Here is a 19,396-nt window from a genome sequence, read left to right as displayed (position 1 = left end):
GGATCCGTTGCCGGACCCGGGGATGGGACAAGTCTACGAAGCATCACCGACATGCCCCCGGCGCGCGGCGGCATCGCGACCCCGACGCCCCGGGGTCCGCACGACGTGGGGACGACATGGGGCCCGGACGGCGTGGTGCCCCGGACCGAGACCTGGTCCGGGGCACCACGTAACACTCCTGCCTGCGCCCGGGGCTGCCGGGCAGAGGTCGCCGCGCTAGACCACCAGGCTCAGCAGCATGATGAACGCGAGCGCGACCACCGACAGGACGCACTCCATCAGCGCCCACGTCTTGAAGGTCTGCCCCACGGTCATCCCGAAGTACTCCTTGACCAGCCAGAACCCGGCGTCGTTCACGTGGGACAGGAACACCGAGCCCGCGCCGACGGCCAGCACCATCAGGGCGACGTGCGTCGCCGGCAGACCGGACGCCAGCGGCGCGACGATGCCGGACGCCGTGATGGTCGCCACGGTGGCCGAGCCGGTGGCGATGCGGATCAGCACCGCGACCAGCCACGCCGCCAGCAGCGGGGACAGGGCCGACTTCGCCAGGCCGGACGCGATCACGTTGCCGACCCCGGTGTCCACCAGCGTCTGCTTGAAGCCGCCACCGGCACCCACGATGAGCAGGATCCCGGCGATCGGCCCGAACGAGGAGCCGACGATCGCGGACACCTTGTCGCGGCCGGTGCCGAGGGCCGTGCCGAGCAGCACGAGCGCGAGCAGCGTCGTGATGAGCAGCGCGATCAGCGGGGTGCCGACGAACGTCAGCGCCTGCCCGATGCCCGACTTGGCGAAGCCCATCGTCTCGGCCAGCGTCGCGAGCAGCATGAGGACCACGGGCAGCAGCACGACGAGGAGCGCGACGCCGAAGCGCGGCCGGCGCTGGTTGGGGTCGTGGCTGGCCTCGCCGAGCAGCGCCGGCGCCTCGATGGGGACCCAGCGGGCCATGTAGCGGGCCAGCAGCGGACCGGAGATGGCGACGGTGGGCAGGGCGACGAGCAGGCCGAGGCCCAGGGTCAGGCCGAGGTTCGCCTTGAGCGCCGCGATGGCGATCAGCGGCCCGGGGTGCGGCGGGATCAGGCCGTGCAGCGCGGACAGGCCGGCCAGCGCGGGGATGCCGAGCAGGATCAGCGGCACCTTGGCCCGGCGGGCGGCCACCATCACGACGGGGATCAGCAGCACCACGCCGACCTCGAAGAACAGCGGGATGCCGATGATGAAGGCGACCAGCGCCAGCGCCCACGGCAGCCGCTGCAGCGGCGTCTTGGCCAGGACCGTGTCGACGATCTCGTCGGCACCGCCCGAGCGCACCAGCAGCGTGCCGATGGCGGCACCCAGCGCGATCAGCACGCCGACGCTCGCCACCGTCGAGCCGAGCCCGGTGCTGAAGCTGTTGAAGGCCTTGAGGTACGGGACGCCGGCGATGACGGCCATCAGGCCGGCGCCCACCGTCAGCGACAGGAACGGGTGCAGCTTCAGCCACACGATGAGCAGGATGATCGCGGCGATGCCGATGACGGCTGCCACGATGAGCTGCGGGGTGCCGGCCGTTGTGGTCGGCGCCGCGAGGAGCAGGGACGACATCAAGACTCCTTTGTCTGTTCTGGTGCTGCGGTGGATTCGGAGGGTGTGCCGGAGGGCTGCTCCCCGGACGGGTGCTCGCCGGACGGGTGCAGGCCGAGCGCGACGAGCGCGGCGTCGACGACGGAGTTCGGCGAGACGGACACCGGGACGGTCACGCCGTCCTCGTCGGGCTCGAGCGGCTCGAGCGTGGCGAACTGCGAGGGCAGCAACGTGGTCGGCATGAAGTGGCCCGTCCGGTGCGTCATCCGGTCGCCGATCAGCTCCGGCGAGCCCGCGAGGTGCAGGAACCGGACCCGTCCCGGCGCGGCGGCGAGCACGTCGCGATAGGCGCGCTTGAGGGCCGAGCACGTGACGACGGACGAGCGGCCCGCCGCGTCCTGCTCACCGATCCACGCGGCGATCGCCGCCAGCCACGGCCAGCGGTCCTCGTCCGTCAGGGGGTGGCCGGCGGCCATCTTGGCGACGTTGGACGCGGGGTGGAACTCGTCCGCCTCGGCGACCACCCAGCCGAGCCGCTCGCCGAGGAGGTGCGCGACCGTCGTCTTGCCGGACCCTGCCACGCCCATCACGACCACGTGCTGACGCTCTTCCACTGCCCGCTCCTGACCTCGTCGTCACCCGTCGACGTCGACGGCGAACACTGTCCCCCAAAGGTGACACCTTTGGCTACCCAAAGGTCATACTTAATGACGTGACGCCCGTCACATCCTGCAGGCGCTCCGCGCAGCCGGCCACCGGTCCCGTCCCACGCGCCTTGCAGGGCGCTACCCTCGCCAGACCGGGGGGAGGACGACGGGCGATGGGCGCGGTGCTGCACGACGGCCTGCTCGACGCGCTCGGCCGCGAGATCGTCGACGGCATCACCCCGGTCGGCTCCGCGCTGACGCTGGACGGCATCTGCGTGCGGTTCGGCGTCTCCCGGACGGTCGCGCGCGAGGCGATGCGCATGCTCGAGTCGATGCGGCTGATCACCTCACGCCGGCGCGTCGGCCTGGTGGTCCGCCCGCGCGAGGAGTGGGACGTCTTCGACCCGCGACTGATCCGGTGGCGGCTGGACGGCCCCCAGCGCGCCGACCAGCTGCGCTCCCTGACCGAGCTCCGGCTCGCCGTCGAGCCGCACGCGGCCGCGTGCGCCGCGGCCGCGGCCGGCCGTCAGGAGGGCGACGAGCTGGTGGCGCTCACCGCGCGGATGCGCCGCCTCGGCGAGGAGGGTCGGCTCGCGGAGTTCATGGAGCTCGACATCGAGTTCCACGCGCGCCTGCTGCGCGCCTCGGGCAACGAGATGTTCGCCGCGCTGACCGACGTGGTGGCCGAGGTGCTCCGCGGCCGCACCGAGCACGGCCTGATGCCGCCGCACCCCGAGGAGGAGGCACTGGCGGCCCACGAGGCGGTCGCCGCTGCCGTCCGGGCCGGTGACGCCGAGGCGGCCGAGACCGCGATGAGCCTGATCACCACCGAGGTGCGGCGAGCGCTGGCCGCTGCTCCGGCCACCCCTTCGTCCAGCTCGGGTCGCTGACCAGCGGGACCCATCGCGGTGACGGCGTCCGCCGGACCCGCTCGCCGAGCGCCCGCAGCGCCACCCCGGCCCGCAGCAGACCGATGCCGAGCCGCGCGCGCACCGGTGACCACCGCCGCAGGGCGAGCGTCGCCTTGCCGGTGAACAGCAGCCGCATCTTGGTCGCCGACGAGTTGCCCCCGGACGACGCGCCGACGGCGTGCAGGGCCACCGCGTCGGGCGTGATCCGGGGGTGCAGCCCCGCGGCGGCGGCGCGCAGCGACAGATCCGCGTCCTCGCCGTACATGAAGTAGCTCTCGTCGAGGCCGCCCAGCAGGTCCCAGGTGGTCCGCTCGGCGATGAGCAGGCACCCGGTGACCACGTCGACCCGACGAGGGGTGTCCCGCTGCCAGTGCCCCAGCGACTCGGGGTCGAACAGCCGCGAGCCACGCAGCGCCGAGCTGAGACCGGTGGCGAAGCAGAACCAGCTCCACAGCGTCGGACGTCCCCAGCACGAGCTCGGGTCGACCGAGCCGTCCGGCCGGACGGTCCGGCCGCCCACCAGTCCCGCTTCCGGGTGCTCGTCGAGCGCCCGGACCAGGGCGTCGACGCACCCCGGACGGACGACCGCGTCGGGGTTGAGCAGCAGCACCCGCCGGCCGGTCGTCCGTGCGACCCCGAGGTTGCAGCCACGGGCGAACCCGACGTTCTCCCCCGCGACCAGCACGTCGACCCGGTCAGCCCAGCGTTCCAGCAGGGCGAGCGTCTCGGCACCGGAGCCGCTGTCGACCACCACGGTCTCGACGCTGACCGACGGCCGGCCGTCGCCGGTCAGAGCCTGCAGGCAGCGGTCGAGCCACTCGGCACCGTCGTGCGACACGACGACCACCGACACCTCGGGCACGGCGGTCACGGTGCCACCGCCGACCCGGGGTCGCCGGTCGGCACGTAGCCGTCCCGCCAGCCGACCACCCGTGCCGGGCTGCCCACCGCGATGCAGTGGGCGGGCAACGAGCGCGACACCACCGAGGCGGCGCCGACGACGGCACCGTCGCCGATCGCCACGCCGGGCAGCACCACCACCCGTGCGCCGAGCCACACGTCGGAGCCGATCACCACGTCGGCCTCGCGCTTCGGCTGGTCCATCACGGGCGTCCCGTGGGCCAGGCCGTAGTTGCTGGCCGTGATGAACACCTCGGGCGCGAGCAGCACCTTGTCGCCCAGCACGATCCGCCCGGTCGAGTCCCCGGCCCACAGGAAGCACCGCTCGCCCACGTGCACGTCGCTCCCGAGGACGATGCGCTCGCCGTTGCGCAGGCTCGCGACGGGCGACATCCGCAGCCCCGGGCCGGCCGTGATCCGGCGCCGCGGCTGCACGTGCGCGTAGGAGTAGAACCGCGCGACCTTGGCCAGGTGCACCAGCAGCCCGGGGTCGGCGACCCGTCGCAGCGCCCCGAGCAACCCCTCACGGCGACCGTGCCCAGGGACAGGGCCGCGCGTCCCGGCGCTCATGCGGCGACCCGAGAGGTGAGGTCCGTGCCCCAGCGCCGGTCGCCGCGCGCCCGCCGCACGGCCGCGACGCACCTGCTGGCGCCCGTGACGAGCAGGAACGCCGCGGCATCGACCAGGCCGACCTGACCGCTCCGCACCGAACCGCGCAGGCCGCCGGCGTTGGTCGGGCCGTCCTCCGCGCCGAGCCGCACCGCGAGCTCCCGGTTGCCGTTCACGATGCGGGCCCGCCGCGACACCAGTGCACGGGTGGTCCGGGCCGCGTGGGCGACGAACGGCTCCGGCACCAGCACGCGCTCGTGCGGGGCGAACGACCGACGCACCCACCCGTCGTCGTTGGTCACGTCGGGCAGGTCGCCGAGGCGTCGCCAGCCCGGCTCGTTCAGGGCGAAGACGCCGGAGCCGACCATCCCCTCGCGCACGTACGGCAGCGACGTCCACACCCGGTAGAACCGCCGGACCAGTCCCGACGAGGCCCCCGCGGCCACCGTCAAGCGCGCCGAGGCGACGGTGGGGACGTCCGTGGCCAGCGCATCGGCCAGCGCTTGGGCGGTCGCCGCGGGCAGCTCGCAGTCGGCGTCCAGGACGATCACCGGCCACACCTCGACGGCCGCGAGACCCGCGCGGAGCGCGCCGATCTTCCCGGCCTGCGCCAGCTCGAGGGCCTCGACGGCGTGGCCGAGCTCCGCGGCGGCACGCCGGGCCACGGCGACCGTCCCGTCGGACGAGCCGTTGCTCACCACCAGCACCTTGAGCCGGCCGGGCGGCACGTCCTCGAGCAGCACCCGGAGGCACCGGCCGATCACCGCGGCCTCGTCGTGCGCCGGTACCAGCACGGTCGCCACGGCGCCGATGTCAGCCCCCAAGCCCTCCATCGCGCACCCCCATCACCGCACGCCACCACCCGACGGCCAGTCGAGGCTATTGCACCTTCTGCCCCGATTCAGGACGGGCGACGGTAATCACCCGGCACATCACCCGTGCGGCGGCACGGCACCGCCGGGTGATCTCTGCCGGCGCCCCCGCCGCCGGTCCCCGGCCGTGGAATCCTGCCGTCGACACCGGCATCGGCACGGTGCACCGAGGAGATGGACGAGATGGCACACGTGGTCGTGGTCGGCGCGGGGATCGTCGGGCTGGCGACCGCGGCACGGCTGGCTGCGGACGGTCACCGGGTGACCGTGCTGGACAAGGAGCGGCGGGTCGCCACCCACCAGACGGGCCGCAACTCCGGCGTCATCCACTCCGGGCTCTACTACGCCCCGGGCAGCCTCAAGGCGACGATGGCGGTCGCCGGGTCCCGCAGCATGGTGGACTTCGCCACCCGGCACCGGGTGGACGTCCGCGTGACGGGCAAGCTCGTGGTCGCGTCGACGGACGACGAGGTCGACGGCCTGCACAGGCTCGCGGAACGAGGGGCTGCGAACGGCGTCGCCGCGCGGCTGGTCACCGCGTCGCAGGCGCGTGAGCTCGAGCCGCACGTCGCGTGCGTCGAGGCGCTGCGGGTCGAGCCGACGGGGATCGTCGACTACGTCGGGGTCTGCCGCGCTCTCGCCGACGAGGTGCGCGCCGCGGGCGGCGAGGTGCTCCTCGGCGCCGGGCTGGTCGCGGCGCAGGAGGACACGGCCGGGGTGCGGGTGCGTGCGGCTCACGGTGACGGGTCGGGCCGCCTGGACCTGCAGGCGGACGGGCTGGTGTCCTGCGCCGGCCTGCAGGCGGACCGCGTGGCACGGGCGTGCGAGGTGGACCCCTCGGCACGGATCGTGCCGTTCCGCGGCGAGTACTTCGCCCTCGCGCCGCGGGCGGCCGCGCTGGTCCAGGGCCTGATCTACCCGGTTCCGGACCCCCGCTTCCCCTTCCTCGGCGTCCACCTGACGCGCGGTGTGGACGGCGGCGTGCATGCGGGACCCAACGCGGTGCTCGCCCTCGCCCGGGAGGGCTACACCTGGCGGGACGTGGTGCCGGGCGACCTCGTGGACGCCTTGTCCTGGCCGGGGACGTGGCGGATGGCGGCGCACAACGTCGTCCCGGGCGCCCGCGAGGTGCTGCGCTCCCTGTCGAAGAAGGCGTTCGCCGCGAGCCTCGCGCGCATCGTCCCGGGCATCCGGGAGGACGACCTGCTCCCGGCTCCCGCCGGCGTCCGCGCCCAGGCCGTCGAGCGCGACGGCACCCTGGCGGACGACTTCGTCATCCAGCGCACCGCGCGCCAGGTGCATGTGCTGAACGCACCGTCACCCGCTGCGACGGCGGCGCTCGAGATCGCCCGGCACATCGCCGCCGAGCTGGCGCTCTGACGCTTCGCACCCGGGTGAAACCCGGGGGACCGCCCTCCGGCCCCACGCCGCCGTCCTAGGGTTGACCTGTCCCGAATGTCCTTTTGGGGCAGGTATGTCGCCGGTGGTGTCGGAGGCGCGTGATCATGGGTCGTCCAGCGAGACCGTCGGCAGCTCGCACCCTGGCGTGGGGAGCGCTGGTCGGGGCGTTGCTCGGGCTGACGGGATGCACCGCCGCGCACCAGGCGACGGACACGAGCACGGCTGGTGCCGCCCACGCAGCAGCCGACGGCGCGACCACGGGCACGCAAGGGTCGTCCGGCGGCACCGGGGACGGCACGTCCGGCTCGTCGTCCGGGGCGCACGGCAGCTCGCCGGCGTCGTCGGCCGCACCGGGTCGGGAGCAGGCTCCCGGGCCGGCGGCACCGCCGGTCGTCACGCTGCCCGGCCTGCAGGCGGCGCCGACCGCCCCCGCGGCCGAGCCTCTGCTCACCGGGGCCGCACCGGCGACCGCCGAGCGCAACGGTGCCGTCGTCGCGGGCTTCCCCGTGAAGGTGGTCCCGGTCCCGAAGGGCGTGACCGTCGTCTCGAGCTCCGTCTCCAGCGAGGGCGCCCGGGTGCAGGTCGGCATGCAGGCGTCGAGCGCGGCGACCCCGGCCCAGGTGCTCGGCGCGTACGACGAGGCGTTCGGCGCGAGCGGCTTCACCCCTGCCAGCAGCCCCGCCCTGCCCGGGACGTCGGCGCACCTGTACCAGCACGGGACGGACGGCATCGTCGTGACCGTCAAGGCACGTCTCGGCGGTGGGACCGAGATCGCCGTCGCCGGCAGCCTGACCACGGCCGGCTGACGCCGTGCGGAGCACCTCGTCCGCCGAGACGGTGGCCGCGGCCGGTGCCTCCTCCGCCACAGCCGTCAGGCGGACCGGCTCACCCCGCGCCTCGTCACGACCCGTGCGGGTCTCGTCGGTCGTCGTCGCGCTCGGCTTCGTCAGCCTGCTGACGGACATCTCGTCGGAGGCCGTCTCCGCGGTGCTGCCGCTGTTCATCACCAGCGCGCTCGGCATGTCCACGCTGACCTACGGGTTCGTCGACGGCCTCATGCAGGGTGCCACCGCCCTGGTGCGCGTGGTGGGTGGCTGGGCGTCCGACCGCGGCGACCACCCGAAATGGGTCGCGTTCCTCGGCTACGGCGTCTCGGCGCTGACCAGGGCGGGCCTGCTGCTGGCGTCCGGGTTCCTCGCGATCACCGCGCTCGTGGCGGTGGACCGGGTGGGCAAGGGCATGCGGACGGCACCGCGGGACGCGATGATCGCCGCCTCGTCGGACCCGCGCACGCTGGGCCGGTCCTTCGGCGTGCACCGCACCTTCGACACCGTCGGGGCCGCACTCGGTCCCCTGGCTGCCTTCGTCGTGCTCTGGGCGATCCCCAACGGGTACCGGACGGTGTTCGTGATCTCGTTCGGCTGCGCCGTCCTCGGTCTGGCGGTCCTGGGACTCATGGTGCCGGACCTGCGCCCGCGTCGCGCCGCCTGGCTCGAGCGGCACCGCGCACGTGAGGAGCGCGGGTTGCCCAAGTGCAAGGGCTGCACGTGCGACCTGACGGCGCTCGCACCCGGCGGCAAGCAGTCGTTCAGCTGGCGGTTCCTCACCGAACCAGGGGTCCGACGGCTGATGGGCGTGGCAGGTCTGCTCGCGCTGCTCACGGTGGGCGACGGGTTCGTCTACCTCTCGCTGCAGACGCGGGACGGTTTCGCCTCCCAGTGGTTCCCGCTGCTCTACGTCGGCACCAATGCGGCGTACATGTGCCTCGCCACGCCGATGGGTCGCCTCGCCGACCGCATCGGACGGGCGAGGGTGTTCGTCGCCTCGCACGTCGCCCTGCTGGGCGCGTACCTGTGCGCGGCCGTCGTCGGCGGCGGCACGGCGTCGACGGTCGCGACGCTGGCCCTGCTCGGCCTGTTCTACGCCGGCACGGACGGGGTGCTGTCGGCACTGGCGGGCCGGCTGGCCGGTCCCGCTGTGCGCGGGTCCGCGATCGGCACGGCGCAGGGCGTGGTGGCCGGTTCCCGGATGTGCGCCTCGTGGCTGTTCGGACTCGCCTGGTTCACCCTGGGCCGCAGCCCCGCGATGCTCCTGGTCGCCGGCCTGCTCGCGGTGGCCGTCCCCGTCGCCTGGCGCACGCTCCGGCCGCTCGACGCGCGCCTGCGGACGCAGGTCGCCGCATGAGCCGGCCCGCACCGCGGCTGGTCGCGCTGGTCGCGGTGGTGCTCGTCGTGACGGTGGGCGTGGGGTGGTACGTCCTCCGGGCCGCCGCGAGCCACCGGGCCCTGGTGTCCTCCGCCCCGTCGGTCGCCAGCACCGACCTCGGCTCCGCCACCACGGTGCCGCACGTCGTGTTCCGGTCGACGCTGCCGGGGACCCACTACGGAGAGGTGGCGGTGGTGCCGCTGACCGACCCGGCCGGGCCCCGGGCGTTCACCGACGCGGCGTGCGACCAGCTCGACACCGTCGGCACCACCACGGTGTGCCTGCGTGTGGTGCGCGACGTGGTCACCCGCTACGAGACCGCCGTGCTCGACGCCTCGTGGCGGCCCACCGTCACGTGGCCGCTGCCCGGGGTCCCCAGCCGTTCCCGCATCTCGCCGGACGGCGGCCTGGTGGCGACCACCGCCTTCATCACGGAGCAGGCCTGCTCCAAGGCGGGTTCGTCGACCGAGACGCGGATCCATCGGGCCGACGGCACCGACCTGGGCAACCTCGAGGAGTGGGCGCTCACCGTCGACGGCAAGCCCTACACCGCGACGGACCGCAACTTCTGGGGCGTGTCGTTCGTCGACGACGAGACGTTCTACGTCACCGCCGCCTCGCAGTCCGCGAACGCCACCTGGCTGGTGCGGGGAGACGTGTCTGCACGGACGCTCACCTCCGTCCGAGCCGGTGGCGAGTACCCCTCCGTCTCCCCCGACGGCACACGGGTGGCGTACAAGAAGCTGCTCCGCACCGATGCCGGCCAGAAGGTGTGGGCGTTCGCCGTCCTGACGCTCGGCACGGGCACGGAGACGGTGTACGACGCCACCGCGGGGACGGACGACCAGGCCCAGTGGCTCGACGGCACCACGATCCTGTACGGGCTGGCCCGGGCTGACGAGCCCGGCACCACCGACGTGTGGTCCCTCGACGTCGGCACGCTGGCGGCCCGGCCGACCCTCTTCATCCCGGGGGCGTGGTCCCCGGCGGTGGTCCGCTGACGGCCGTCGGATCACCCGGCAGACACCGCTGCGGCGCTGGGCGCCCAGGCGCCGGTACCCCACACTGGGCGTCAGCCGGCGCCGCTGGGACACCGCTCCCGCGACCGCGGCGCCCGTGGCAGCCGCCGAGGACCGAGGAGTGACCGCCCGTGAGACGACCGACGCCGCGGCTCGTGGCTCTCGTGGCCGTGGTGCTGGTGGTCACCGCGGGCGTCGGCTGGTACGTCGTCCGGGCGGCCGGCAGCCAGCGTCACCAGGTGGCCTCCGCGCCCTCGGTGGCGAGCACGGACCTCGCCTCGGCCTTGGCCACGCCGCACGTCGTCTTCCGCTCCACGCTTCCCGGCCCCCAGTACGGGCAGGTGGCGGTGGTCCCGCTGGCGGCCCCCGCCGGACCGCGCGCCTTCGCGGACGCCGCGTGCGACCGGCTCTACACCGTCGGTTCCACCACGTCGTGCCTGCGCATCGTCCGGGGTGTCGCCACACGCTACGAGACCGACGTCCTCGACTCGTCGTGGCGCACCACCGCGACCTGGCCGCTGCCCGGCATCCCGAGCCGGTCGCGGATCTCCCCCGACGGCAGCCTGGTCGCGACCACCGCGTTCGTCACGGGCCACTCGTACGCCCAGGTCGGCTTCTCCACCGAGACCACGATCCACAAGGCCGACGGCACGGACCTCGGCAGCCTCGAGGACTACGCCCTCACCGTGGACGGGAAGCCCTACACGGCGTCCGACCGCAACTTCTGGGGCGTGTCCTTCGTCGACGACGACACCTTCTACGCGACGGGCGCCTCGCAGTCCGCCAACGCCACCTGGCTGCTGAAGGGCAGCGTGTCGGCACGGACGTTGACCGCGTTCCGCAGCGGCGGCGAGTGCCCGTCGATCTCCCCGGACCGCGCGCACCTCGCCTACAAGAAGGTGGTGCGCACCGACGCCGGCCAGAAGGTGTGGGCGTACGCCGTGCTGACGCTGGCCAACGGGACCGAGACGCTCTACGACGTGACGGCCGGCTGCGACGACCAGATCGAGTGGCTCGACGACACGACGATCCTGTACGGCATGGCGCGGGCGGACGAGCCCGGCACCACCGACGTCTGGTCGCTCGACATCTCGACGCCGGGTGCGAAGCCGAGGGTGTTCATCCCCGGGGCGTGGTCGCCGGCAGTGGTGCGCTGACCTGGTCGTCCGGCCCGGCCGCTGCACCGCCGCGCGCCCGGACGAACTCCTCGAGGCGGTCGAGGTCGACGGCGCCGGCCGGGACCTCCGGCGACGGGTCGACGAACGGCCCCGGACCGGACCGGTGCCCGGTCAGGGAGTCGAAGGTGTGCACGTACGCGGTCGCCTGCGGCGACCAGTCGAGCTCCGCGACCACCCGCTCGCGGGCGCGCAGCGAGAGGTCGACGCGCAGGTCGGGGTCGTCCAGCAGCCGCTCGACGGCATCGGCGAACGCCGACACGTCGCCGGACGGCACGTACAGGGCCGTGTCCTGCGCCGACACCCGCGTCTCCACCAGGTCGAAGCTGACCGGCGGGACGGCGAACGCCATGTACTCCATGGTCTTGTTCATCGTCGACCGGTTGTTCAGCGGCGTGTTGCGGTCGGGACAGAGGCCCACGCTGGCGGCCGACAGGTAGGCGGCGATCTTGTCCGGACCGACGCGGCCGGTGAACTCGACGACGTCGTCCAGCCCCAGCTGGTGGCTGAGCGCCCGCAGGTCCGCCAGGCAGTCGCCGAACCCGAGGAGCGCCGCCCGCACGTCGGTGCGGCCGCGCCGGTGCACCAGCTCGTCCATCACCCGGAGCACCAGGTCGACGTCGTCCTGCGGGCCCATGATGCCGAGGTAGACGAGCAGGTGGCCGCCGCGCGCGAGGTGGTCGGTGCCCTCCACGGGTCGCATCACGCGGGTGTCCGGACCGGAGCGCACCACCGTCGTGCGGTCCCTCGGCACGCCGCCACGGGTGAGCGCGACGTGCCGGTAGGACTCGTTGGTGGACACCACGCGGTCGGCCGCCCGGAAGGTGCGCCGCTCGAGCCAGCGCAGCCCGATCAGCTCGGTGCGAGCCTTCGCACCGGCCGGTTCGCCGAAGCGGGACACGAACAGCTCCGGATTCAGGTCGTGGTGGTCGAACAGGAACCGCACGCCGCGCGGCCGCCAGAGCCGGGCGAGCAGCCAGTAGGTGTCCGGCGGGTTGCACGCCTGGATCACGTCGAAGCCGCGCTCCCGACGGACGGTCAGGGAGAGCGCCGCGGTCCGCAGCCACGAGTAGACGAACTCGACGACGAAGCCGAGCAGACCCTTCGCCTCGGGCGCGGGACGGTACTTGTAGATCGCGACACCGTCGATCGTCTGCCGCGCCGGGTCGCCGGGACCGCGCGGGCAGATCACCGAGACCTGGTACCCCGCCCGGGTCAGCGCCCGGCACTCGAGCCAGACCCGCCGGTCCAGCGGGACGGGCAGGTTCTGCACGATGATCAGGACCTTCGTGCGCGGGACGGCCATGACGGCGGCACCTCCGGGTCGACGGTGGACCGTGTGCGGTCGCTCTCGGCACGGTATCGCCGGACAGATCGGGCGCAAACCGGATCAAACGGATGTCACCCGGCTGCGGCGGCACCTTCACCCGGACGGACGCGCAGGCTCTCCTCGGCAGCAGCGACCACCTCGGAGGCCGCGCGCTCCCAGCTGAAGTGCCGCCGCCGCCGGTCCGCCGCGGCGGCGCACGCCGCGTACAGGACGTCGTCCGCGAGCGCCTCCGCGACGAGCGCGGCCAGCTCGCCCGGGTCCTCCGAGCGGACCAGCCGCCCGCCGTCGTCGTGCCCGATGATCTCCGGCATCGCGCAGGCGTCCCGGCCGATGCACGGCAGGCCGCGCGTCAGCGCCTCGACGAAGGCGATGCCGAAGCCCTCCATCCGCGACGGCATGACGAACAGGTCGTGCGTGTCCATCAGCCGTCCGACCTGCGCACCCGGGACCCGGCCGAGGAACGTGACGCCGTCCGGCACAGGTGAGCGCAGCGGCCACTGCGCCGGGCCGGCCACCGTCAGCGTGACGTCGGGCCCGAGCTCGCGGCGCAGCAGCTGCTGGGCCGCCACCACCTGCGCCCCGCCCTTGGTATCGAAGTCCCGGCCGACGAAGAGCAGCCGACGCGCGGTACCGACCCGCCGGGCCGGTACCGGGGTGCCCACGGGGACGGCCGCGTTGGCGCCGGGGTTGACCACCCGGACCCGGTCGCCAGGGACACCCTGGGACCGCAGGTGCGCGGCGAGCCACTCGCTCATCGGCAGCAGCAGCGCCGCCTGGGCGTAGACGCGGTCCTGCGCCCGGCGCAGCCGGTCGATCCGCCGCCTGCCGAGGGCGCGGAAGTGCGGCACCCCGTCCGGGCCGTAGGCGTCGAGCAGCAGGCCGTAGCTGAGGTCCTGCAGCACGGCGAACGGGGTCGGGGTCACGCCGAGGTCCTGGATCTGCAGCACCAGGTCGGGATGCTGCCGTTCCGTGGCGGTGCGCAGCTGCCGCCGGATCGCCACCCGGCTCAGCGCACCGTGCCGCCAGGTGGACGTCCATCCGTGGGGCGTGCGCCGAGCCCCGAGGACGCGCGCCACCTGACGCAGCGGTGGTGCCAGCTCGAGCGGCAGGTCCTGCACCTCCGCCACCTGCTGCAGAGCCGCCCGCAGGTGCCACGGCGTGCCTGACCAGCTCTGCTGCGGCGGCTGGGTCCAGTGGCAGGCGAAGCCGATGCGGATCGGCGACCGCCGCTGCTCCGCTCCTGTCCCGTCCTCCGCCACGGCGGCTCCCTTCGCGCAGCGCCAGGGTAGAGGACGGTCTGCCGCCGGTCAGCGGCGGCCCGGTGCGAAGATGCCCGTCGGACCGCCGGTCGGGCGGGCCGACACCGACGGAGGAGGCCGCACCATGAGCCCTCGCGCGCTGCCCGGCCCCCTGGCCGCTCTGGGCCCGCGGGGACGTCGGGCCCTGCGACGGACGGCCGACGCCGCGCTGCGTCCGTTCGGATCGGTGAACGGCGGGCACGACGCCCACCAGGTCGCGGTCACCTTCGACGACGGACCGGACGGCGCCGAGACGCCCCGGCTGCTGGCCGTCCTGGCACGGCACGGTGTGCGCTGCACGTTCTTCCTGCTCGTCGACCAGGCCGAGCGCCACCCGGAGCTGGTCCACGAGGTGCGCGACGCCGGCCACGAGATCGCGCTGCACGGCCTCGACCACCGGCCGCTGCCGCGGATGGGCCACCGCGGTGCGCTGAGGTACCTACGCGATGCGCGACGCCGGCTCGAGGCGGTCGCCGGCACGACGGTGCGCTGGTACCGGCCTCCGTACGGGCTGCAGTCACCGGCGAGCTGGGCCGCCGCCCGGCGCGCCGGGCTCGACGTGGTCGTCTGGTCGGCCGACGCGGCCGACTGGGAGGACGACCCCGCCGACGTGGTCCTGGCACGCGCCGCCGCCGGCCTGACGCCGGGCGGCGTGCTGCTGCTGCACGAGCGGCTGGAGCCGGGACCCGACGGGGAGCCCGTGCACACGCGGTTCGACAGAGCCGCGCTCGTCGACCTCCTGCTGACGGAGGCCGACGAGCGCGGCATGACTGCTGTGACGGTCGGTGAGCTCAGCCGCGGTGGGCCGAGACGGACCGCCTGGTTCCGCTGACCGGCGTCAGGGGTTCACCACCGTGCCGTTGACCAGGGTGTTGCCGGACCAGGTCACCGGGACGTTCACGTTGTCCGGTCCGTACCCGGAGTCGCCGAACACGTTGTTCCGCACCGTGATGTTGCCGACGTAGTACGTCCCGTTGGCACCGTCGACCACGTACAGGGTGAACCCGCCGCCCGCGAGGTAGTTGTTCTCGACCAGGACCGGTCCAGCGGTGCTGGGGCCGAGGTCAGGGGCCAGGAACAGCGCCGAGTTCGCACCGTTGGTCGACGTCATGTCGATCGTGTTGTGCCGCACGACCAGGTTGGTCACACCGGACTGCATCTGGCCGCCGTCGGAGTGCGCCCCGGCCGCCGGCGTCAGGTCGTGGATCCAGCTGTCCTGCAGCGTGGTGCTCGACCCGAGCTTGACCCCGTCGCCGGTGTCGCCGTGGATGTTCAGGCGCAGGCCCGTCCAGTGGTCGTAGCCGATGGCGTTCTCGAAGCCGTAGATCTCGCTGTCCTGCACCGTGACGCTGCCGGACAGGACCCGGACGCCGTCACCGGAGCCGGAGCCGTGGATCCGGCTGTTCTTGATGACGACGTTGGGCGCGTCCACCGTCACGCCGCCCGTGATGTCGAGGTTGCTGATCACCTGACCGGCCGTGGTGGCGTGGATGGAGCCCGACGGGGTGAGGACGGTCCCGGCCGGGACGCCGGTGTTGGTGGCGCCCGGCATCGCGGTCGACGTGCTCACCGGGGTGCTGGTCGCCGTCGGCGAGGGGCTCGCGGTCGGCGTGGCCGTGGCGGTCGGGGTGGGCGTGGCGGTCGCCGTCGGCGACGGGCTGGCCGTCGCGGTCGGGGTGGGCGTCGCCGTGGACGTCGGCGTGGCGGTCGCGGTCGGCGAGGCGGTCGCGGTCGGCGTCGCCGTGGCGGTCGCCGTCGGCGTGGCCGTCGGGGCCGTGGACGTGGTCAGGGCCACCGCCGCGTACGACCAGCTCGAGCTGGCCGGAGCGCTGGTGCCGACGACCAGCGAGCCCGTCGTCGACGGCGTGGCCTTCTGGAACCAGTAGGTGTCACCGACGGACGCGAGGTACTGCGCGGTCAGCGCCTCGTTCGCCAGGGCCGTCCGCTGCGCGGCGGCGTTCCAGTCGTTCCCGACCGCCAGCACCAGCGCACCCGCAGGGGCGTTCACGGTGGTCGCGGCGGCGCCGGACCGGGCCGAGGTCCCGGCCGAGGCCGTCACGGTCCCGCCGGAGACGGCGTACAGGGAGGCGGCGCCGAGGTAGCCGGTCTGCGTCAGCTTGGCCGACGGCGCGCACGAGGTCAGCGCCGTCGGGGCGGCAGCCGACCACACCTCGGAGGTGCCCTGCGTGCCGTTGGCGCGGCGGACGAGCGACCACGTCAGGCCGCAGCCGGAGACGGAGGCGACCGACTGGGTGCCTGCGCTCGGCCCGTCGGCCGCCACCAGCAGCACCATCTGCGACGCCGCCGACGGCGACACGGCCGCCGCGGCGATCGCGGACGACGGGCTGGTGGTGGTGCGAGCGCTGGTCGCCAGCACGTTCATCGAGGTGCTGGACGCGACGGCCGTGGTGGTGGACGGCGCTGCCGCGGCGAGCTGGGCTCCGCCGACGGTGCCGACGCCGACGACCGCGAGCGCGGTGGCTGCGGCGGCCTGTGCGACGGCGCGGCTGGGTGCCGAGGCGAAGCGACGGGCGGCGGGGGTCCGGACGGCACGAGCCGTGCGACGGCGCACGGCTCGCGTGACGCTGCGAAGTGAGTACATGGGGAAGAGCTGTCCTTCGGTCGTGACGTCGAGGTCTGTCGACGTCGCTGGCACCGCGCGACACGGTCGGGTGGGTTCACCCGTTCGTGTCACTGTAAGGAAAGCAATTCACCCTTTTGGTCCAACGCCTCCGTGATCTATCTGTGATATGGGGTAGCGGACGTTCGCGACGTAACCGGACAGACCGTCCGACCAAATGTGTCGTAGATCACACTGCGGCTGGCCCAAATTCGCCACCGCGGCGAACAAATACCTGGTACGAGCGGTCCCGCCGCTCGATTCACCCCGGCACCCGCTCCCAGGCCGCGACGAAGGTCCCGTCCACGCGACAGACCTGCAGGTCACAGTCGCACGCCACGATCGGTCCGACCCGCCTCAGAGGGTGAGCGGCCGTCCCGCGGCGTCGACGTTCCCGGTGAAGGTGACGGGGACGGTGATCCGGAACTCCCCGTAGCCGGAGTTGGCCCCGAAGCGGTTGTCGCTGATCGTGATGTTCCGGACCACGTAGCGCCCGTTGGCACCGTCGAGGCAGAACAGCGCGTAACCGCCGTAGTCCAGCCAGTTCCCGGTGATCGTCACAGGTCCGTCGGTGCTCGGACCGAGGTCCGGCGCGAGGAAGATCGCGGAGTTCGCGGGGTCACCGGGCTCGATCGTGTTGCCCGCCACCAGGAGGTTGCTCACACCGTCCTGCATCTGCGCGCCGTCGGCGTGGGCGCCGGGCGCCGGCGTCAGGTCGTGGATCCAGCTGGCCCTCAGCGTCACGCGGCTGCCGAGCTTGACGCCGTCACCGGTCACCGAGTGGATGTTCACGCGCTGCGCCGTCCAGTCGTCGCCCGCGATGGCGTTCTCGAAGCCCGAGATCTCGCTGTCGACGATCGTGACGCTGCCCGACTGCACCAGCACCCCGTTGGTGTCGGTGCCGGTGATCCGCGACGCCCGGATCACCACCCCCGGCGCCTGGATCACCACGCCGCCGTGGATGTCCAGCCCGCTGAGCACCTGGTTCGGCGTCGTGACCGTCAACCCGTCGGCTGGCGAGAGCGCGGTCCCGGCGGGCACACCGGTGTTGCCGGCGCCCGGTTTGGCGGAGGCGGGCGGCAGCGGCGCGGCCGGTGCGGGAGCCGCAGGTGGCGCCTTCGCCGGGGGTGCTGCCGTGCCCGCGCGGGGGCTGGGGTGCGGCGTCGGCGCCGGCGTGCTCGGAGCCGCAGACGGCGTCGGCGTGGGTGTCGCGGCAGGGCCGGCCGACGGCGTCGGCGGCTCCGGAGGCGGGACCTCGGAGAGCGTCGTCGTGGGTGACGCTGCGGGCAGCACCTCCGGACTGGCTCCGGGGTCGCCACGGAAGACGACGTCCACCCAGTACTGCGACTGCCGCCAGCTCTGCGTCGGGAACACGTCGCCGCCGCCGTAGCCGTAGACGCCCGACGCGCCCGGGTCCACCTGCAGCAGCGGCGACCGGGAGCCGCCCAGGAACCCCTCGGTCACGGGGTAGCGGCCCGAGGTCACGTGGTAGGAGACGACGTACGCCGCACCTGCGCTCAGGCGCACCGGGTGGGCCAGCATGACGGTCTGCCACCCCGCGGCGCGCGCCGGTCCGAACCGTGCGCCGGCCACGAGCTGCCCCGCGGCGTCCCACAGGCCGCCGTCGGGTCCGGCCGACGCGGCTGCGGCGCTCCAGTAGCGCAGCCCGACGACGACCCCCGAGACCGTCGGACGGAACGCGGTCCCGACGTTCACGGCCAGTGGGTCGACGGCGACCCGCACCCCGGGCGGCGCCGCATCGCCCCACATCGACTCCGCCGCCGCGGGCGCCGGCCGGTCGGCCACGAGCAGGACCGCAGCGAGAACCACCGCCACGACGGCCACCGCGCCGCGTCGCAGCCACCGCGTCGCGCGCACACCCGGGACGAACCGTCGCGGCAGACCGCGGGGCGGCAGCGTCACGGGCCGACCTCCCGTCGCAGTGCACCACGGGACCTGGACCCCGTCGCCGGACGTCCCGGCGCCACCCAGTGCACCATCCGACGGATCCAGGCGGAACCCCCACGATCCCGACATCCCGGATCATGGACCGCCCGCCGGGTGGCCGGGTCAGGGGCGATCAGGTCAGGGGGCGCTCAGGTCAGGTCGGTCTCGGCGGGCCCGCGCGGGCGAGGCGCACCCGTGGACCGCCGCAGCCGCCACCACGTCCCGAGCGCGACGGCGCCGGCCAGGACCGTCGCCCCGAGGGCTCGCGTGCGGCTGCCCTTCTGGACGGTGTACACGGGGTCGGCCGGGCTCAGCCGCACGCGCACCCGCTGATCCGCCGGGACCGACTCGCGGTCCTGGATCTTCGTCAGCTCCGAGCCCACGTGGGCGAGTCCCAGGCCGAGCTGCGTCGCCGCGACCTCCTGGGTCGGGCCCACCGCCTGCACGTCCACCACCGGGTCCTGGAAGGAGGTCTCCCACTGACCGCCGAGGCTGGGCTGACGCACGCTGTAGCCCAGCCGCACGCCCTGGCTGGCCAGCGTGACGTCCGAGTCCACCGTCTGCGGCCCCTCGAACCCCTCGACGCCGCGCGCGACGACGCCCGCCAGGCTGATCAGGGAGGTCGTGGTCTCCGCGAGGGCGTTGGGCAGCGCGTGGTCGGGCGGCAGGAGGACGACGCGGACCTCGCCGACCACCGTGGCCGACGGCTGCTCCCAGGCGTTCCACGCCGCGGCACCGGTCCCGAGCAGCAGGATCGTCGCCGCGACGGGCGACCGCGCGGCCCGGATCACCGTCCGGTGCAGGCTCACCGCATCTCCACCAATTCACCTCGTCACGATCCGGCGCCCAGTTCGTCGGATGAGAGCATTGTGACAACGTCCGAGCCGACCGGACCG

At 73.9% G+C, this 19,396-nt stretch carries 17 protein-coding genes; 7 read left to right on the top strand and 10 right to left on the bottom strand.

Features of this window, described 5'->3' with window-relative positions:
* Positions 1 to 216: 216 nt before the first annotated feature.
* Both QMF98_RS04315 and QMF98_RS04310 read right to left on the bottom strand, forming a co-directional pair.
* The gene (locus tag QMF98_RS04315; RefSeq protein ID WP_337974837.1) at positions 217 to 1,587 is read right to left on the bottom strand and encodes a GntT/GntP/DsdX family permease; all 1,371 of its coding nucleotides are present in this window, start codon (positions 1,585 to 1,587) and stop codon (positions 217 to 219) included.
* Positions 1,587 to 2,180, bottom strand: a complete 594-nt coding sequence (locus QMF98_RS04310; RefSeq protein ID WP_490715642.1) for a gluconokinase — start codon at positions 2,178 to 2,180, stop codon at positions 1,587 to 1,589. Before QMF98_RS04310 ends, QMF98_RS04315 begins: the two co-directional genes overlap by 1 nt.
* A 206-nt stretch (positions 2,181 to 2,386) precedes the next feature.
* Between QMF98_RS04310 and QMF98_RS04305 the strand changes: the two genes are divergently transcribed.
* The gene (locus QMF98_RS04305; RefSeq protein ID WP_291763372.1) at positions 2,387 to 3,103 is read left to right on the top strand and encodes a FadR/GntR family transcriptional regulator; all 717 of its coding nucleotides are present in this window, start codon (positions 2,387 to 2,389) and stop codon (positions 3,101 to 3,103) included.
* Here QMF98_RS04305 and QMF98_RS04300 read toward each other — a convergent pair.
* The 3 genes from QMF98_RS04300 to QMF98_RS04290 are packed head-to-tail and all read right to left on the bottom strand — an operon-like array spanning position 3,036 to position 5,466.
* A complete protein-coding gene (locus tag QMF98_RS04300; protein WP_337974836.1) occupies positions 3,036 to 3,995 on the bottom strand; it encodes a glycosyltransferase family 2 protein in 960 nt (319 codons plus the stop codon). The genes QMF98_RS04305 and QMF98_RS04300 overlap by 68 nt on opposite strands.
* Complete coding sequence (locus QMF98_RS04295) at positions 3,992 to 4,594, bottom strand: acyltransferase (protein WP_337974835.1); 603 nt, start codon at positions 4,592 to 4,594, stop codon at positions 3,992 to 3,994. Before QMF98_RS04295 ends, QMF98_RS04300 begins: the two co-directional genes overlap by 4 nt.
* Positions 4,591 to 5,466 (bottom strand): glycosyltransferase family 2 protein, encoded by an 876-nt coding sequence (locus QMF98_RS04290; RefSeq protein ID WP_337974834.1) that lies wholly within the window; start codon positions 5,464 to 5,466, stop codon positions 4,591 to 4,593. The genes QMF98_RS04295 and QMF98_RS04290 overlap by 4 nt, the downstream gene beginning before the upstream one ends.
* Before the next feature lie 222 nt (positions 5,467 to 5,688).
* Here QMF98_RS04290 and lhgO point away from each other — a divergent pair, with 222 nt between their 5' ends.
* The 5 genes from lhgO to QMF98_RS04265 all read left to right on the top strand — a co-directional run bounded on the left by lhgO (position 5,689) and on the right by QMF98_RS04265 (position 11,287).
* Positions 5,689 to 6,885, top strand: a complete 1,197-nt coding sequence (gene lhgO, locus QMF98_RS04285; RefSeq protein WP_337974833.1) for an L-2-hydroxyglutarate oxidase — start codon at positions 5,689 to 5,691, stop codon at positions 6,883 to 6,885.
* Positions 6,886 to 7,010: 125 nt separating this feature from the next.
* Positions 7,011 to 7,712, top strand: coding sequence for a hypothetical protein (locus tag QMF98_RS04280; RefSeq protein ID WP_337974832.1), 702 nt, complete (start codon positions 7,011 to 7,013; stop codon positions 7,710 to 7,712).
* Between the two features lie 103 nt (positions 7,713 to 7,815).
* Positions 7,816 to 9,090, top strand: coding sequence for an MFS transporter (locus tag QMF98_RS04275; RefSeq protein WP_337974831.1), 1,275 nt, complete (start codon positions 7,816 to 7,818; stop codon positions 9,088 to 9,090).
* Positions 9,087 to 10,112, top strand: coding sequence for a TolB-like translocation protein (locus QMF98_RS04270; protein WP_337974830.1), 1,026 nt, complete (start codon positions 9,087 to 9,089; stop codon positions 10,110 to 10,112). Before QMF98_RS04275 ends, QMF98_RS04270 begins: the two co-directional genes overlap by 4 nt.
* 149 nt (positions 10,113 to 10,261) lie before the next feature.
* Entirely contained in the window at positions 10,262 to 11,287 is a 1,026-nt protein-coding gene (locus tag QMF98_RS04265) for a hypothetical protein (RefSeq protein WP_337974829.1), read from the top strand.
* Here the strand turns inward: QMF98_RS04265 and QMF98_RS04260 are convergent.
* Positions 11,250 to 12,611: a glycosyltransferase family 4 protein gene (locus tag QMF98_RS04260; RefSeq protein ID WP_337974828.1), complete on the bottom strand. Its 1,362-nt coding sequence runs from the start codon at positions 12,609 to 12,611 to the stop codon at positions 11,250 to 11,252. The two genes, QMF98_RS04265 and QMF98_RS04260, sit on opposite strands and share 38 nt — an antisense overlap.
* Before the next feature lie 95 nt (positions 12,612 to 12,706).
* Positions 12,707 to 13,894 carry a glycosyltransferase family 4 protein gene (locus tag QMF98_RS04255; RefSeq protein ID WP_337974827.1) on the bottom strand — a complete coding sequence of 396 codons (1,188 nt, stop codon included), beginning with the start codon at positions 13,892 to 13,894 and terminating at the stop codon, positions 12,707 to 12,709.
* 124 nt (positions 13,895 to 14,018) lie between these two features.
* On the opposite strand from QMF98_RS04255, the gene QMF98_RS04250 reads away from it, so the two are divergent.
* On the top strand, positions 14,019 to 14,765 hold the full coding sequence (locus QMF98_RS04250) for a polysaccharide deacetylase family protein (RefSeq protein ID WP_337974826.1): 747 nt from the start codon (positions 14,019 to 14,021) through the stop codon (positions 14,763 to 14,765).
* Positions 14,766 to 14,771: 6 nt separating this feature from the next.
* Here the strand turns inward: QMF98_RS04250 and QMF98_RS04245 are convergent, their stop codons facing one another.
* The 3 genes from QMF98_RS04245 to QMF98_RS04235 form a co-directional block, all read right to left on the bottom strand.
* A complete protein-coding gene (locus QMF98_RS04245; RefSeq protein WP_337974825.1) occupies positions 14,772 to 16,535 on the bottom strand; it encodes a right-handed parallel beta-helix repeat-containing protein in 1,764 nt (587 codons plus the stop codon).
* A 375-nt stretch (positions 16,536 to 16,910) separates the two neighbouring features.
* Positions 16,911 to 18,476 (bottom strand): DUF4082 domain-containing protein, encoded by a 1,566-nt coding sequence (locus QMF98_RS04240; RefSeq protein ID WP_337974824.1) that lies wholly within the window; start codon positions 18,474 to 18,476, stop codon positions 16,911 to 16,913.
* A 173-nt stretch (positions 18,477 to 18,649) separates the two neighbouring features.
* Complete coding sequence (locus tag QMF98_RS04235; protein ID WP_337974823.1) at positions 18,650 to 19,309, bottom strand: hypothetical protein; 660 nt, start codon at positions 19,307 to 19,309, stop codon at positions 18,650 to 18,652.
* Positions 19,310 to 19,396 lie beyond the last annotated feature (87 nt).

Origin of the sequence: Cellulomonas sp. NTE-D12, assembly GCF_027923705.1 — a bacterium.
In the GTDB taxonomy this organism is placed as follows: Bacteria; Actinomycetota; Actinomycetes; order Actinomycetales; family Cellulomonadaceae; genus Cellulomonas.
The sequence above is the reverse complement of the archived record's forward strand: the minus strand, read 5'-3'. Positions and strand labels throughout refer to the sequence as shown.